Annotated in this window: 14 protein-coding genes; 2 read left to right on the plus strand and 12 right to left on the minus strand. The window is 69.1% G+C overall.

Translation table 11 applies throughout. The features are described 5' to 3' along the window. Window positions 1-83 precede the first annotated feature (83 nt). The 3 genes from EZH22_RS19230 to EZH22_RS19240 form a co-directional block, all read right to left on the minus strand. On the minus strand, window positions 84-1037 hold the full coding sequence (locus EZH22_RS19230) for a Na+-dependent transporter (RefSeq protein ID WP_203192091.1): 954 nt from the start codon (window positions 1035-1037) through the stop codon (window positions 84-86). Window positions 1038-1233: 196 nt separating this feature from the next. Then, window positions 1234-2520 carry a DNA polymerase IV gene (locus EZH22_RS19235; protein ID WP_203192092.1) on the minus strand — a complete coding sequence of 429 codons (1287 nt, stop codon included), beginning with the start codon at window positions 2518-2520 and terminating at the stop codon, window positions 1234-1236. Window positions 2521-2544: 24 nt separating this feature from the next. Continuing rightward, a complete protein-coding gene (locus EZH22_RS19240) occupies window positions 2545-2871 on the minus strand; it encodes a DUF3572 domain-containing protein (RefSeq protein WP_203192093.1) in 327 nt (108 codons plus the stop codon). A gap of 106 nt (window positions 2872-2977) precedes the next feature. Here EZH22_RS19240 and EZH22_RS19245 point away from each other — a divergent pair, with 106 nt between their 5' ends. Further along, on the plus strand, window positions 2978-3346 hold the full coding sequence (locus EZH22_RS19245) for a response regulator (protein ID WP_203192094.1): 369 nt from the start codon (window positions 2978-2980) through the stop codon (window positions 3344-3346). Between the two features lie 466 nt (window positions 3347-3812). Here the strand turns inward: EZH22_RS19245 and rpmG are convergent, their stop codons facing one another. The 8 genes from rpmG to EZH22_RS19285 form a co-directional block, all read right to left on the minus strand. After that, the gene (gene rpmG / locus EZH22_RS19250) at window positions 3813-3980 is read right to left on the minus strand and encodes a 50S ribosomal protein L33 (protein WP_203192095.1); all 168 of its coding nucleotides are present in this window, start codon (window positions 3978-3980) and stop codon (window positions 3813-3815) included. Between the two features lie 119 nt (window positions 3981-4099). Further along, window positions 4100-5275 (minus strand): MFS transporter, encoded by a 1176-nt coding sequence (locus tag EZH22_RS19255; protein ID WP_203192096.1) that lies wholly within the window; start codon window positions 5273-5275, stop codon window positions 4100-4102. 182 nt (window positions 5276-5457) lie between these two features. Beyond that, entirely contained in the window at window positions 5458-6018 is a 561-nt protein-coding gene (locus EZH22_RS19260) for an NUDIX hydrolase (RefSeq protein WP_231711046.1), read from the minus strand. Between the two features lie 4 nt (window positions 6019-6022). Further along, the gene (locus EZH22_RS19265) at window positions 6023-6553 is read right to left on the minus strand and encodes a DUF983 domain-containing protein (protein ID WP_231711047.1); all 531 of its coding nucleotides are present in this window, start codon (window positions 6551-6553) and stop codon (window positions 6023-6025) included. A gap of 10 nt (window positions 6554-6563) precedes the next feature. Continuing rightward, a complete protein-coding gene (rnr, locus tag EZH22_RS19270) occupies window positions 6564-8885 on the minus strand; it encodes a ribonuclease R (protein ID WP_203196631.1) in 2322 nt (773 codons plus the stop codon). Window positions 8886-9186: 301 nt separating this feature from the next. After that, on the minus strand, window positions 9187-9438 hold the full coding sequence (locus tag EZH22_RS19275) for a hypothetical protein (protein WP_203192097.1): 252 nt from the start codon (window positions 9436-9438) through the stop codon (window positions 9187-9189). A gap of 228 nt (window positions 9439-9666) precedes the next feature. Next, on the minus strand, window positions 9667-10491 hold the full coding sequence (locus EZH22_RS19280; RefSeq protein WP_203192098.1) for an SH3 domain-containing protein: 825 nt from the start codon (window positions 10489-10491) through the stop codon (window positions 9667-9669). Between the two features lie 902 nt (window positions 10492-11393). Then, entirely contained in the window at window positions 11394-13250 is a 1857-nt protein-coding gene (locus EZH22_RS19285) for an extracellular solute-binding protein (protein ID WP_408647740.1), read from the minus strand. Between the two features lie 498 nt (window positions 13251-13748). Between EZH22_RS19285 and EZH22_RS19290 the strand changes: the two genes are divergently transcribed. Further along, the gene (locus EZH22_RS19290) at window positions 13749-14564 is read left to right on the plus strand and encodes an invasion associated locus B family protein (RefSeq protein ID WP_203192099.1); all 816 of its coding nucleotides are present in this window, start codon (window positions 13749-13751) and stop codon (window positions 14562-14564) included. A gap of 135 nt (window positions 14565-14699) precedes the next feature. On the opposite strand, the gene hspQ is transcribed toward EZH22_RS19290, so the two are convergent. Continuing rightward, on the minus strand, window positions 14700-15023 hold the full coding sequence (hspQ, locus tag EZH22_RS19295) for a heat shock protein HspQ (protein WP_203196633.1): 324 nt from the start codon (window positions 15021-15023) through the stop codon (window positions 14700-14702). Between the last annotated feature and the right edge of the window lie 8 nt (window positions 15024-15031).

Raw genomic sequence — 15031 nt, forward strand, 5'->3', positions numbered from 1 at the left:
GAAATCTCAGGTCAGGCGAGGGCTCTAGCAGAAAGGCGCCCTGGGGGGTAGCCGCCGGGGCGCGCTTCTGCCGGACGGGAGTCTCATGCCTCCGGGTCGACGGCGCGGATGCGCCGGGCCAGCGGCATCAGGAACAGGGGCAGCAGGTAGATGGGAAACTGCGCCACGGCCACGTAGAGCCACGTCTCGGGGGGCAGCACGGCGCCGGTGGCGGCCACCATCACCGAAATGTTGCGATGCCCGGCGGCGAACCCCACCATCAGCGCGTCGCCGGCCCCGATCCGCCGGAACAGCAGCGCCGTCACCCCGAGAGCGCCAAGGGACAGGGCGAACGCCACCGCGAGGAGCCCCGCCACGAAACCTGGATCGGCGATGAACCACGCCGTCACCCCGTCCATCAGCCCCACCGCGAGCAGGGCCAGCAGCAGCACGTTCAGGCCGTCGAGATGGGCGCGCCACAGGGCGACGCGCCCGGGGGTGGCAAAGGCGCGCAAGGCAAGCCCCGCCGCCGCGGTGCCGCCGAGCACCGCCCCGAGGCGCACCGCCAGCCCCAGCGCGTCGAGCTGGAGGGCGCCGTGGGAGAAATGCGCGACCAGCAGCGGTGCCGAGAGGGGCGTCAGCACCATGGCGCCCACCATCACCGCCAGCACGAGGCGGGGATCAAGCCCCAGCAGCAGCGCGAAGGCGGGGGCGGACATGATCGGCGGGGCGCAGGCCTGCATCAGCAGCGCGAGCGTGACGCCCGAGGGCTCGCCCATGGCCGAAGTGACGGCCCCCAGCGCCAGCGGCAGAGCGAGCATGCTCCATGCGACGGCGAGGAGCGCGACGCCCGTGCGCCGCGCGCTGAACGTGCCGGAAAGGTCGGTGCGCAGGAAGGCGAGGGTGAGCAAGGCCAGGATGGTCGCGACGATGAGCGGCTTCGCCACCGCCGCGAGCGGCGGCAAGGCGAGGCCGATGAAGACGCTCGCCGCCACCGCCGGCGCGCTCCAGCGGCCGAGGGTGGCAAGGGCGCGGGAAAGAAGGAAGAACAAGGACATGGGCGGCGCGGCCGCTTTCCTGGCATGGTTCGAGCGAGAGGACGCTCTAGAACAGTTTCGCGGTTCTTGGAATCGCGAAACTGTTCCAAGTCTTTGGTTTGACGCATTTTCCTTAGCCGAACCGGCGTCGGTTCCGCATGAGGATGCTCTGGCCGCCGGGAGGGGCGGGGAGGAAGGCGCGGCGCGCGTTCGGGCGTCACCGCCGCTTGCGCCGATCCGTGGTCGCGTCGATGAGGATGCCGCGGGAAACTGCGCTGCGCCCGAACTTGGCGCGCAGCTCGTCCATGGCGCTCTCGGCGGCCTTGAGGCGCTGCGTCGTCGTGTCGACGAGGTCCGCCGGATCGGCCTCGGAGATGGGGCCGAGGTCCGAAACCCCGACGCCGATGAGGCGGAACAAGGTGCCGTCTGTTTCCTTTGCCAGCAGATCGTGGGCGACCCCGTGAATCCGTGCGGCGAGACAGGTGGGGGCCTCCAGCGTGCGCGAGCGGGTGCGCAGGCGAAAGTCGGCTGTCTTCAGCTTCAGCGTCACCGACCTGCCGGCGATCCCGGCGCGCTTCAGGCGGTCGCTGACTTCCTCGGCGAGGGCGTAGAGCGTCTGCTCCAGCGGGCGCGGGGCGCCGATGTCCTTGTCAAAGGTGGTCTCGGCGGAGACGCTTTTCGCCTCCCGCTCCGGCTCCACCTTGCGGGCATCGATGCCGAAGGCAAGGCGCGACAGGCGCAGTCCCTCGGCGCCGTAGCGCCGGGCGAGGTCCGCCGGATCGGCGCGCTGGAGGTCGGCAATGTGGTGGAAGCCGTCCCGCGCCAGCTTCGCCCCGAAGGCCGCGCCCACGCCCCAGATGAAGGTGACCGGGCGCGGGGCGAGGAAGGCGGCCGCCTCTTCCTGCCCGAGGACCGAGAAGCCGCGCGGCTTGTCGAGGTCGGAGGCGATCTTGGCCATGAACTTGTTGGCGGCGAGCCCCACCGAGATCGTGATGCCGATGTCCTGCTCCACCCGCCGGGCAAAGCGGGCGAGGGTGCGGGCGGGGCTCGCCCCGTGCAGCGCATCGGTGCCGGAGAGATCGAGGAAGGCCTCGTCGATGGAGAGCGGCTCCACCAGCGGGGTGAGCTGCTGCATGAGCGCGCGCACCTGCCGGCCCACCGTCCTGTACTTCTCCATGTTCGGCTTCACCACCACGGCCTCGGGGCACAGGGCCAGCGCCTTGAACATGGGCATCGCCGAGCGCACCCCATGGATGCGGGCGATGTAGCAGGCGGTGGAGACCACGCCGCGCTTGCCGCCGCCGATGATCAGCGGCACGTCGGCGAGGCTCGGGTCGTCGCGCTTTTCCACTGCGGCGAAGAAGGCATCGCAATCCACGTGCGCGATGGCGAGCCGATGCAGCGCCGGGTGGCGCACGATGCGCGGACCGCCGCAGGCCGGGCAGCGCGCGCCGTGGGGCACGTCGGCGAGGCAGTCGCGGCAGAAGCCGGGGGCGAAGGTCACGGGCGGCGCTCCGTGCACGAGGCGCTACATGGGGCGGCGCACCGTGGCGTCGGGGTCCGCGTGCGGGGCGAGGATATCGTGGGCGCCGGCCACATGCCTGGGGTCGAGCCCCTGCTCGGCGGCGAAGGCGAGCAGCATCGGCTCATCGGAAAGGATGAAGGCGAGGACGCCGGCGCCGAAGTCCCGCCGCGCCGCCGCATCCCGCAGGGTGGCGGGGCTCAGGCCGGTCTCGGAAAGGAATCGCACCAGGCGCTCGCCGTCGGCGGCGATGAAGGCGAGGGCCGAGACCGCCACGTCCTGCGCCGCGTCGCGCTGCGCCTTGAGGCCTCTCGGTTTGTCCTGAATGGGCATTTGCGCTTCCGCAAGGAATGAGCTCTAGCTGTGCTCCCATTCCAGCACGTTCCGGGCTCCCTTAGAAGCCGGCGGGTTCCGGGCCGCCGCCCGAGGAGAAAGCGCGATGGCCAAGACGGTGATGATCGTGGAGGACAACGAGCTCAACATGAAGCTCTTCCATGACCTCCTCGAAGCCCACGGCTACCGCACGGTGGAAACGCGCTCGGGGGTGGAGGCGGTGGATCTTGCCCGCGCCCACCGGCCCGACCTCATCATCATGGACATCCAACTGCCGGAGATTTCCGGCCTCGACGTGACACGCAAGCTGAAGGCGGACCCGGAGCTGAGGGCGATTCCCGTGGTGGCGGTGACCGCCTTCGCCATGAAGGGCGACGAGGAGCGCATTCGCGCCGGCGGCTGCGAGGCCTACCTGTCCAAACCCATTTCGGTGGCCAAGTTCCTGGAGACGGTGCGCCAGTTCGCCGGCGGGTGAGGCGCCGTTCCTCCGGCCGGCCTATCCCAAAGATCAGCCGGCTCGGTAGCGAATCAGCGGCTTTTCCTTTTTCGGCGTTGTGCTAGTCTTCGTGCCTTGCAGATGTGAAGCAGGAGACACGCGGTCCCGGTTGGAGCGCGGTTTTGGAGCCGTGCCGGTTCGGCCTTGGTGTCTTCTGGTTCTTGACAACCCTACGGAGTGCTCAGGTCCGCCGCATCTCCTGGGTCCGTGGGGTTTGGCCGGTGGGTGAGCTTTGCGGGAGGCCTCCCCGCTTGCTCCCCACCGGTCATCCACATCCGCTTCATCTCACATCCCACTCCATCGTGATTGCAGGCCTGCCGGGGCAGGTCGCGGCGCGCGGTCGCGCGCAAAAGAAAAGGGCGCCTTGCGGCGCCCTGGTCAGTCACGATGAAAATCAGTCACGATGAACAAGCAATGGCGCGGCGCCTTGCGACGCCGCAGCAGCTCACTTGATCTTGGTCTCGCGGAACTCGACGTGCTTGCGCGCCACCGGATCGTACTTCTTCAGCACCAGCTTGTCGGTCTTGGTGCGGGAGTTCTTCTTGGTGACGTAGAACACGCCCGTATCCGCGCTGGACAGGAGCTTGATCTTGATGGTTGCAGCCTTGGCCATGTCTTGATCCCTGGGTGCCGCGAGCGGCGCGCGAACCGTGAGGTTGCGAAAAGAAGAACGGACGCGCTGCCGGGCAGGCGGCTCGTGGGCGCGGAAACTCTCTCAAGCCGCCCGGAATGTCAAGTGGCGGCCCTCGCCCGCAGGGAGAGCCGGGCCGCCACCACCACCGCGTAGAGGCCGAGCATGGCGGTGATGACGAAGGCGAAGCCGTAGGGATTGTAGAGGTTCATGCCGAAGCCCGCCAACGGCGGCCCGACGATGAGGCCCACCGAGTAGAGCATTACGAAGGCCGCATTCGCCGCCGCGAGGTCCGCCCCGTGGAATCGCTCGCCGAGATGGGCGAGGCCCACCGTATAGAGTGAGCCCACCACCCCGGTGGCGAGGAAGATCATGACGAGGAACAGCGGGCTGGACACCTGCACGAAGGGCAAAGCGAGGGATCCCAGCGCGCCGCCGATGGAGCAGACGAGCAGCAGGAGCCGCCGGTCCACCTTGTCGCTGATGAGGCCGAGGGGAATCTGGAACGCCACGTTGCCCAGCACCGCCGCCGTGAGCAGCAGCGAGGCGCTGGTCTCGGCCATGCCGAGGCGCAGGCCGTAGAGCGGCAGGAAGGTCATCACGGCGGTTTCGATGGCGCCGAAGACGAGGGCGGCGAGTATCGCGGACGGCGAGCGGCGCACGAAGGTCAGCACGCCATGATGGTCCTCGTCGTGGATGCGCGGGGTGATGCCGTGGGCGAGCAGGATGGGCACGGCCCCGAGGCATAGCACCGCCGCCCCTGCGAGGTAGGGGTGCCAGCCCGAGGCGCCGAGCACGCTCAGGATCCCCGGGCCCATCGCCGCGCCGATGGAGAGCGCGGTGGCATAGATGCCCATGATGAGCCCGCGCCGGTTGGGCGGGGCGAGGGTGTTGATCCAGAACTCGCTCACCGCGAACAGGATGCACAGTGCCGCGCCGAAGGCGAAGCGCAACGGAAACCACATGAGGAAGGAGGGCGCCGCCTTGAAGCCGATGAGGCTCGTCGCGGCGATGAGGATGGCACCCACCAGCAGCGCCCGCATGCCCGCCTTGCGCACCAGCAGCGGCACGAACGGCGCCGTGAGGATGGTGGCGACACCCGCCACCGCGGTGTTTACCCCGATCCAGGTGCTGGAGATGCCACGGCCCTCGAGTTCCAGGGCCAGCAACGGGATCGAGAGGCTGATACCCACTCCCACCACCGTGATGGCGGAAATGGCGGCCGTGATGGAGGCCGTGCGGCTCATGTGGCCGAGGGGCCTGTCGGGTGCATGCATCAGGGGCGATCAGTCGAGGAGGCTGCGGACAAAGCGCCCGTGCTGCATCGAATAGAAGGGAACCGGCAGGCGCGGGCCGAAACCGGCGTCGATGCGGCCGGCGACTTCCTCCAGCACCACGCGGGTGACGGTCGGAAGGTCCTCCTTCTCCGTCTCCGCAAAGGTGAGCCAGCGCAGCTCGATCAGCTCGGACTCTGCCCCACCAGGCCGGGGACTTCATCGCATACCGCCCCCGCATCGGCGGCGAAGAAGCGGGTGTCGAACCGCCTGGGCCGTCGCGGCGGGGTGATGGCGCGCGCCACGTAGGTGAGCGCGCCCAGGTCGGGAAACACGCCGCGCTCCTCGAAGACGCTCCAGTCGGTGGAAGGCGCTTCCGGGGCGCCGAGCTCCCTGGTGCCGATGAGCAGGCCGGTTTCCTCATACATCTCGCGGATCGAGGCGGCGGCGAGGCCGCGGGCGCGGGTCAGGGTGGGACGCTGCACGCGCGTCATCAGCCGGCGCTCGCTGTCCGGGTCGAGCACGCCATAGACGGGCATGGCCCTGTCGGCCTTCTCGAGCCGTCCGCCGGGAAAGACGAACACGCCGGGCATGAATTTCAGCTTGGGATGGCGTCGGCCCATGAGAACGCGGGGGCTCTTGCCCTTGCGGTCGATGAGGATCAGCGTCGCGGCGTCGTTGGGCCGGACATTGGGCCAGTCCTGCCGGCGCTCGGCATTGGTGAGGCGTGTGGCGAAGTCGGTCATGATCTCAGCGGATGGGTCGGACGGCGCGGACGACGGGCTTCACTCCGTCGGGCGGAGCCTCCCGCTCCTCGCTTGCGGGATCGAAGCCGTGCATGCGCAGGGCCCATTGCAGGTTTACCAGCATGCCCTTCAGGGGCGGCAGGAGCGCGAGGCACAGCCCGAGCGTCAGCGGCAGCCACAGCGACAGGTGCACCCAGAGCTCGGGACGGAAGAGCTCCTCCACCAGCACCATCAGCGGGACCACGATATGCCCGACCACGAAGATGACGGCATAGGGCGGGGCATCGTCGGCCCTCTGGTGGTAGAGCTCCTCGGCGCATTTCGGGCAGTAGGGCGCCACCTTGATATAGCTGGAAAAAAGGCTGCCCTGGCCGCAGGCGGGGCATAGGCAGCGGGCGCCGCGCAGGAGCGCGGCCGGTAGCGGCCGGGATTGAGCGGGAGGCTCCACCGACGCGTCGAGGCGCGCCGCCTCCGCCGCCTCGGCGGCGGAGGCGGGCAGGCTCTTGGTCACCGTCATGCTCGTCGGTGTCGTCACGCTCGATCTCTCATGGACGCGATCGCCCTTTTCCCGGCCGGCCCTTGCCGGTGGTCCTCCCGCCTGCTCCGGCGGGCGGGCCCCCATTTCCCCTCCCGGTCTGCACCGGATACGGCTTCGCGCCGCCGCGCCGACCAGATCCCGAACGTCCGCGAGGTCCCTTTACATAGGAGCCTTCGGTGAGAAGCTCAAACCGGAGCGCACCCGCCACCGGCGCGGCCTCCACCAGCTTGACCTCCACCCGGTCGCCGATGCGGTGCATTTCGCCTGTCCGCTCGCCTACCAGCCCCTGACGGGTTTCGTCGAAGCGGTAATAGTCCTGGCCCAGGGTCGAGGCAGGAATGAAGCCGTCCGCCCCGGTCTCGTCGAGCGCGACGAAGAGTCCCGCCTTGGTGGCCCCGGTCACCCGACCCTTGAAGACCGCGCCGATCTGGTCGGCCAGATGGTGGGCGATGAGGCGGTCCACCGTCTCCCGCTCCGCCGCCATGGCGCGGCGCTCGGTCACGGAGATGGCGGCCGCCACCTCGCCGAGGCTCGCCGGGGTGGCGTCGTCCGGCAGGCCGTCCGTGCCGAAGTCCATGGCGCGCACGAGGCCGCGATGCACCACGAGATCGGCGTAGCGGCGGATCGGCGAGGTGAAATGGGCGTAGCGGCGCAGGTTCAGGCCGAAATGGCCATAATTCTCGGCGGAATACTCCGCCTGCGACTGGCTGCGCAGGATCACCTGGTTGACCAGCGGCGCGGTGTCCGTATCGCGCACCTGCTCCAGGATGCGGTTGAAGTGGGAGGGGCGCACCGCGTCGATCTTCGGCAAGGCGATGTCGAGGGTCTTCAGGAAATCCCGCAGGTTGGAGATCTTTTCCAGCGAGGGGCCGTCATGGACGCGGTAGATGAGGGGGGTCTTCCTCTCCTCCAGCGTCTCCGCCGCGGCCACGTTGGCGAGGATCATGAACTCCTCGATGAGGCGGTGCGCGTCGAGCCGGTCGGGCACCACCACCTTGTCCACCGTGCCGTCTTCCTTCAGCAGGATCTTGCGCTCGGGCAGGTCGAGGTCGAGGGGCTGGCGGTTGTCCCGTGCCTTCTTGACGCAGGCGTAGGCGGCATAAAGCGGCTTCAGCACACCCTCGACCAGCGGGTCGGTCACATGGTCGGTGCGGCCCTCGATGGCATCCTGCGCCTGGGCATAGGCCAGCTTGCCCGCCGAGCGCATGAAGATGCGGTGAAAGGTGTGCCCGCGCTTGCGGCCGTCCTGGCCGATCACCATGCGCACGGCCAGCGCCGGCCTGTCCTCCTTCGGGCGCAGCGAGCACAGATCGTTGGAGATGCGCTCGGGCAGCATGGGCACCACCCGGTCCGGGAAATAGACCGAATTGCCGCGGACCAGCGCCTCCCGGTCCAGCGCCGAGCCCGGCCGCACATAGGCCGACACGTCGGCGATGGCCACGGTGACGACGAAGCCGCCGTCGTTGTCGGGATTGTCGTCCGGCACGGCGTGGACCGCGTCGTCATGGTCCTTGGCGTCCGGCGGGTCGATGGTGACGAGGGGAAGGTCCCGCCAGTCCTCGCGGCCGCGCACCGTCGCCTTCCTCGCCGCCTCGGCGTCCTTCAGCACCGAATCGGGGAAGACGTGGGGGATGGCGTGGGCGTGGATGGCGATGAGACTCACCGCCTTCTCGCTCTTCATCGAGCCGAGGCGCTCCTTAACCCGTGCCGTGGGCAGGCCGAACACGCGCTGGCGCGTGAGCTCGACGGTGACGAGGTCGCCGTCCTCCGCCTCCTGCTCGGCGCCGGGCGGCACTTGCAGCTCGCGGCCGAGGGATTTCTTGTCGATGGGGATGATGCGCCCGCCCCCGTGGGGCGCCGCGCGGAAGATGCCGAGGGTCTGCCGGCGCGCCTTCTCCAGCACCTTGATGACGCGGCCCACATGGGGAACCGCGTGCTCGATGGAGCCTTCCACGATCCGCAGCAGCACCCGGTCGGACAGGCCCGGCGCGGGGCCGGCGGCCCGGCGCGGTCCGTTGCGGGGCACCTGGACGAGAATGGTGGGGGCCTCGCCGTGGGCCTCGCTGTCCCATTCCACCGGGACGGCGATCAGCTCGCCGTCCGCATCGCGCGAAACGATGTCCGCCAGCACCACGCCGGGCAGGGCGCCGGGCACGTGCAGGCGGCGGTGGCGTCGGTCCACGTTGCCTTCTTCGGACAGGTCGCGCAGCAGGCTCTTCAGCTCGAGCTTCTGCTCGGCATTGAGGCCGAAGGCGCGGGCGATCTCGCGCTTGCCCACCTCGCCACTCTGGGAGGCGATGAAGGCGAGTACCTGCTCCTTCGTCGGCATCGCGCCGGTGGCGTGCGGGGCGACGACGAGCGCCTCGCTGCGCGCGCGCTCCGCCGCGTCCCGGCGGGCGGCGCGCGTTTTACCGGCGCGGCCCTTCTCGGTGCGGGATTTCGGGGAACGCGTGGGCGGCGTGGTGGGGCGCTTCGGCAATGGACCTGTCCGTTTGCCGGAACGCTACCCGGAACGCGCGCCGCGGGCTAGAGCGCGATCCGTCCGGATGCAGAACGCTGAGTTCCCGTTCGGACGGTGAGGCGCCCTCCATCTCATTGGAAAACGCCGCAAGGGCGCCGACCAAGCCCGCCTATCGGTTGCGCATGCTGGTCTTGCGTACCCTGGTATTCTGGGGAATGCCGAGCACGCCCTTCACGCCGCCGATGATGCCGCCCGTGAAGCCGCCGACGGTGCCACCCACGACCGCGCCAACCGGACCCGCGGCCTTGTTTCCGACCGCTGCGCCCTGCTGCGCGCCGCGAACGACGCCCTGCGCATCGGCGCTGCCGGCCACACATGCGAGGGCGAGGCCGATGCTGCCGGCCAGGATGAGATGTCTCATGGTTGAACCTCCCTGTCTGGCGGTTCAACCCGGAGCCGGGTCGGTGGTTCCGGAACGGAACGGGGCGCGTCCACCGGATGATTCGTCCATCAGGCGAGACCCGGATCACGCTCCAGGGCCGATCGACCTTCAGTGTCCGCGTTTTCTTCGGCCGCCGTCATGGCCGGGACAAGCCCGGCCGTGACGGCGGTGCAGGAGGGCGCCGGTCGATCTGAATGTCGATCCGCTCTACCGCGCGACGGCGTTCTTGTAGACGAAGCCGCGCTTGTCGCCTGCCGACACCTCGCACCAGGATTTGCAGGAATATAGCGTCACCTTCGTTCCCTCGCCCAGCGTGCCGATCGCCGAGGCGGACCGACGCGGGCCGGATCGCAGCGTCACGGCCATGCGGATGCGGGCGGAACGGCTATCCGCCTCCTGTGCCGATGCGGGGCGTGGCGCCGGCAGGGGGACGGCGGTCGCTGGCGGATCGGTCTGCGGGACCGTGGTGTCGGCTTCGGCCACGACCGTTTCCTCGGGCGTGTCGGCCGCTTCGCCGGACAGGGGCTCGAGGAAGGCGGGGCGGGCGAAGTCCGCGGCGGTAGGGGCCGGATCGGCTGCCGGCGCGTCGGGGACGGCAGAGCCCGGTCCCGGGGCGGCAGAAGACGCCGGTGGCGCGAGGGCGGAGGCGGCCGCAGCGGCGCGCCGGGCAAGACTTTCGCTGTCCGCCTTTTCGCCGGCGGTCCTTTCCCTGGCGGGCTTTTCGTTGCTTGCCCTGAACGGCGTGACCACGGGTGCGATCGCGGCCTCGGTGCGGCGCGGGTCGGCGCGAACGGGGGCATGGACACCCGCACCCGGAGCCATGGCATGCAAAGCGAGGAGCCCGCCCGTGCCGAGAATGAGCACGGCGGTCGACACGGCGAGCACGCGCCAAAGAATGGTCCCGTCTCCCCGCCTTTTCCTGGCGCTGCGGGCGCGTGGCCGGGTGCCGATGCGGGGGCGCGCCATATAGCCGGGCTCAAGGTGGCCGGATCGCCGGCGAACCGGGTCGTTGTCCTGCAGCAGCTCCCTCACGGATGGCGGATCATGTGGCGGATCATGGGCCACGCGATCCGCGGAACCGGCAACGTCGTCCCTGAAATCATCGGTGCGCCTAAGGGCGCGCTGGAGGCCAGCCATGCATTCACCTCCCCGCCAATCTACCACTCGAGAGTAGGTGTAGACTTTAAAGTTGCAAATCCATGAACCCCGGAGGCGTCACGGAGAAATTCGGATCGTTTCGCTCTTTCATTTGCCAGCAAAACAGCCATGAGGCGGCGGACAGTGAAGGTTGATTGCGGCCGATATTTGCCCGAATGGTAGGTAGCCGGCAGCGCGGCGGGGCAGGCGCGCGCCGGCCTCGCCCGCCGCCGGGCATCGACGACGATGCGAACGGCCACGTTCTCAGGCATGCTGGTGCGGTACCCTACGGGAGGAGGCGATCCATGTTCGACCCCACGACCCTGACCGGCATTCACACCTGGATCAGCCTGTTCGCCATCGCCGCGGGCATCCCGGCGCTGGCCGGGCTGATCCGCGGCGAAGCGCCCACTTTGTGGCAGGGACTCTTCCTGATCCTCGCCTTTCTCACCAGCGCAACGGGCTTTCTCTTTCCTTTCAATGGGATACTGCCGTCGCACGTGGTCGGCGCCGTCGCGCTTCTGGTGCTCGTCCCCGCCGCTTATGCCTGGATCGGCCCGCATCTGGCCGGGCGGTGGCATTCGATTTATGCCGGAACCGTGGTCGCCAGCCTCTATTTCCTCGTCTTCGTCGCGGTCGCCCAGGCCTTTGCCAAGATTCCCGCCCTGAAGGCGGCGGCGCCGACCCAGAGCGAGCCCCCTTCGCGGTGGCGCAGGGCGTGGTGCTGCTGGTCTTCGTGGTGCTGGGCGTGGTTGCGGTCCGTGGCCGCGCCGCCACCCGGCGCGCCTGAGCCGGCGTCAGCGTCCCGGCGCGTGCCACCACGTCTCCGGCAGGGTGCCGTAGAGGGCCGGACGGGCCGGTCGCTCGATCCGGGTCCAGCGCGCGAGCCACTGGCCGGGCGTGTGGAACAGGGGCACCGCGTAGGCGCCGGAAATGAGCAGGCGGTCGAGGACCCGCGCGGCGGCGACGTAGTCGTCCTCGTCCTCGGCGGCGAGAAGGGCGGCGATGGCGGCGTCGATGGCGGGAGACTTCGCGCCCATATAGTTGCGCGTGCCCGGCGTGTCGGCAGCGGCGGCGCCGAAATAGAAGGCCTGCTCGTTGCCGGGCGACAGCGACTGGCCCCAGGCGAAGGGCACCATGTCGAAGTCGTAGGCGGAACGTCGCGCGTCGAACTGCACCGAATCCACGAACCGCACCTGCGCGGTGATGCCGGCGCGCTTCAGCTGGCTCGCATAGGCCAGCGCGAGGCGCTCCTGTTCGCGCGTCGCCACCATGATCTCGAAGGCGAACGGGGCGCCGCTGCCCTGTTGCACCAGGCCGCCTTTCCTTAATTCCCATCCCGCCGCTCCAAGCAGGTCGAGGGCGCTGCGCAGGCGCGCGCGGTCGCGACCGGAACCGTCGGAAACCGGGGGGCGGTAGGTACCGGCGAGCACGTCCGGCACCACGGATCCGGGGAAGGGAGCGAGAAGGGCCAATTCGCGCGCATCCGCCTTCCGGCCGGAACTGGCGAGCACCGAGCCCTCGAAGAAGCTGCCGGTACGTTGGTAAAGCCCATGATAGAAGCTGCGGTCGAGCCATTCGAAGTCGAAGAGCTCGATGAGCGCGCGGCGCACCCTCTCGCCGGAGAAGATCGGGCGGCGGGTGTTGAAGACGAAGGCGGAGTAAGGCTTGGGCGTGCCCGTGGGGATCACTTCCCTGACCACCTGGCCGGAGCGGGTGGCGGGAAAGTCGTACCCGGTCTCCCAGCGGCCGGGGTCGTATTCGAAGCGCGCGTCCACGAGCCCCTTCTTGAAGGCCTCGAACTCCGTGTTGACGTCGCGATAATAGGTGAAGCGCACCTGGTCGAAATTGTAGAGGCCGCGATTGAACGGCTCGTCGCGGCCCCAATAGTCCGCCCGGCGCTCCAGGGTGATGGCGGAGCCCGCCTCCACGGCGCCGACCTTGTAGGGACCGGAGCCGACGAGCGAGGTGAGGCTCGTCTCCTCGAAGCGGTCCCGGTCGATGGTCGAGCGGTCGAAGACCGGCATCAGGCCCATGATGAGCGCCAGCTCCCGGTCCGGTTCGGCGAAGGTGAAGCGCACGGTGGCGGCGTCCGGCGCCTCGGCGCGGGCCACCTTGGCATAGTAGAGCCGGTGATTCGGGCGTCCCATGTCCCGCATCAGGGCGAAGGAGAAGAGCACGTCCGCGCTGGTCACCGGCGCGCCGCTGGAGAAGCGGGCGCGGGGGTCGAGGGAAAATTCCACGAAGGAGCGCGGGCCGTCCGTCGTCACTGTGCGGGCGAGCAGCGGGTAGAGGGTGAACGGCTCGTCGAGGGAGCGCGCCATCAGGCTCTCGACCACGTAGCTGCGAATGAAGGTCGGTGCCGAGCCCTTGATGATGAACGGGTTCAGGCTGTCGAAGGTGCCGGTCATGGACAGTTCGAGGCGCCCGCCCTTCGGCGCATCCGCATTGGCGTAGGGCAGGGCGCTGAAGTCGGCCGGCAGGTCCGGCGCGCCGCGCATGGCGATGGACGGGGCGGAAACGGACGCCGAAGCCGCCGCGACCCCTGGCGCCTCGCCCGCCGGTTCCTGGGCTGCGGCCGGAAATCCCGGCAAAGCCAGCGGGAGGGCGAGCAGAAGCGACCGGAAGGTGCGCAACCGCCGGCGGTGCATCATCATCTCGTCGCCCTCCACGGCCACTGCGCTGCCGATGCCCGGCAGCGCTCCAGGCGCGAAGCCGCGCCCGGGGACGCAGGCTCCTGCCCGCAGACCACTCTAGGGCCGGATGCGCGCAGGTTGAATCGGCCAGAGCCGCGAATCCGCCGCCCGAGGCGGGAATGGAGGACGCTGGGTCCGATCAACCGGCAGTGCAACCTGCCCCCTTCACACCCTAGCTGGATGGGGTTCACGATTTGTGTGGACGGGCTTGGCCTTTCACCCCTAAGAGGTGCGCCTCCACCTGTTCCTTTCCGCGGAGCCTGCCGGCCTCTCCTTGGCCGCATTCGTGACGAAGGTAGTGCAGCATGCCGCACGGTCGGCTTCGGCCGGTGCCGTCACCTTCTCGCCGCAATTGGGCAGGAGAGAGCCGGTGTCCGAGGTGCGAGGGGGTTCCGCATGCGCGTGCCTTGATGGCATGGTCTGCGCCCGGCGGTTGAGACCACAGGAAAGGCCACAATGACCAAGACCCGATCCATCGCGCAGCTCTCGGCTGGAATTGCCGCCACGCTGCTCGCTGTGGCGTTCGCCGGGCCCGCATTCTCCCAGGCGCAGCCCGCGCAGGCCCCTGCCGCCAAGCCGGCGCCCGCCAAGCCGCCAGCCGCCGCGACGGCCAGGCCGCCTGCCGCTCCCGCCGGTGCCCCGGCTGCTCCAGGCGGCGGCGCCCCCGGCCAGGCCGCCGATGCCGGCGTGACATCGACGCCCTGGCAGAAGGTGTGCAACGACATCCCGGACGACAAGGATCCGAGCAAGAAGCGGCGCGGCTGCGCGCTCGCCTCGGTCATCATCGTGAACAACCAGCCGTACGCGCAGATCCAGCTGTCCGGCATCGAGGGCGCCGCCGAGCGGAGCCTCGAAATCTTCGTGCCGCAGGGCTTCATGCTCCAGCCCGGCATGCGCATGATGTTCGACACCCAGGCGGTGGCGCTGCCCTATACCATCTGCACGGTGCAGAGCGGGCCGATCTGCATCTCGCAGACCATCGTGAATGCCGAGTTCATCAGCAAGATGAAGTCGGCCAAGTCGGTGTTCCTGGAAATGCGGAACCCGCAGCAGCGCGACGTGCGCCTGCCCATCTCCAACGCCGATTTCGGCAAGGTGTATGACGGCCCCGGCATGGACGCCGCAGTGGCTCAGGAGCTTCAGCGCAAGCGTATGGAAGCGGCCCAGGCCGCCCAGGCCTCGCAACAGAAGGATCCCGAGCAGGCCAAGAAGGACCAGGACACCGCTGCGGCGATCATGAAGTCCTGGCAGGGCAAGCAGAACGCCCAGTGATGCCGGCGCGGCGCTTCCGAGGGCGCGTCGCAGATTGGAAAGCTCTGGAAAACAAAAGGGCCGGCGCATCGCCGGCCCTTTTCATTCCAATGGGACCCACGTCCGGAACGCGCGCCCGGGCCGCATAAGCTCGTGTCAGTTGACCAGGCCGGGCCGCACCCGCCAGCCGCCGGAACCGTCCGCCGAAAGCGCCTCGTTCACCTTGGGATGGCGCACCGGCTCGTCGGAAGGGTCGTGCTCCAGATTCTGCTCGGAGACATAGGCGACGTATTCGCTCTCCGCATTCTCGGCGAGCAGATGGTAGAAGGGCTGATCCTTGTGGGGCCGGATCTCCTCCGGGATGGAGAGCCACCATTCCTCGGTGTTGTCGAACACGGGGTCGACGTCGAAGACCACGCCACGGAATGGGAAGTGCTTGTGGCGCACCACCTCTCCGATGCGGAACTTCGCCTGCCGCATGCCCGACC

It is taken from the genome of Xanthobacter dioxanivorans (genome assembly GCF_016807805.1).
In the GTDB taxonomy this organism is placed as follows: Bacteria; Pseudomonadota; Alphaproteobacteria; order Rhizobiales; family Xanthobacteraceae; genus Xanthobacter; species Xanthobacter dioxanivorans.

Bases quoted from the DNA above. Each gene is read 5' to 3' on its own strand.
- EZH22_RS19230 (WP_203192091.1), bottom strand. From the start codon at position 1,037: ATGTCCTTGTTCTTCCTTCTTTCCCGCGCCCTTGCCACCCTCGGCCGC.
- EZH22_RS19240 (WP_203192093.1), bottom strand. From the start codon at position 2,871: ATGCCCATTCAGGACAAACCGAGAGGCCTCAAGGCGCAGCGCGACGCG.
- EZH22_RS19245 (WP_203192094.1), top strand. From the start codon at position 2,978: ATGGCCAAGACGGTGATGATCGTGGAGGACAACGAGCTCAACATGAAG.
- rpmG (WP_203192095.1), bottom strand. From the start codon at position 3,980: ATGGCCAAGGCTGCAACCATCAAGATCAAGCTCCTGTCCAGCGCGGAT.
- EZH22_RS19255 (WP_203192096.1), bottom strand. From the start codon at position 5,275: ATGCATGCACCCGACAGGCCCCTCGGCCACATGAGCCGCACGGCCTCC.
- EZH22_RS19260 (WP_231711046.1), bottom strand. From the start codon at position 6,018: ATGACCGACTTCGCCACACGCCTCACCAATGCCGAGCGCCGGCAGGAC.
- rnr (WP_203196631.1), bottom strand. From the start codon at position 8,885: ATGCCGACGAAGGAGCAGGTACTCGCCTTCATCGCCTCCCAGAGTGGC.
- EZH22_RS19275 (WP_203192097.1), bottom strand. From the start codon at position 9,438: ATGAGACATCTCATCCTGGCCGGCAGCATCGGCCTCGCCCTCGCATGT.
- EZH22_RS19285 (WP_408647740.1), bottom strand. From the start codon at position 13,250: ATGATGCACCGCCGGCGGTTGCGCACCTTCCGGTCGCTTCTGCTCGCC.
- EZH22_RS19290 (WP_203192099.1), top strand. From the start codon at position 13,749: ATGACCAAGACCCGATCCATCGCGCAGCTCTCGGCTGGAATTGCCGCC.
- hspQ (WP_203196633.1), bottom strand. From the start codon at position 15,023: ATGCGGCAGGCGAAGTTCCGCATCGGAGAGGTGGTGCGCCACAAGCAC.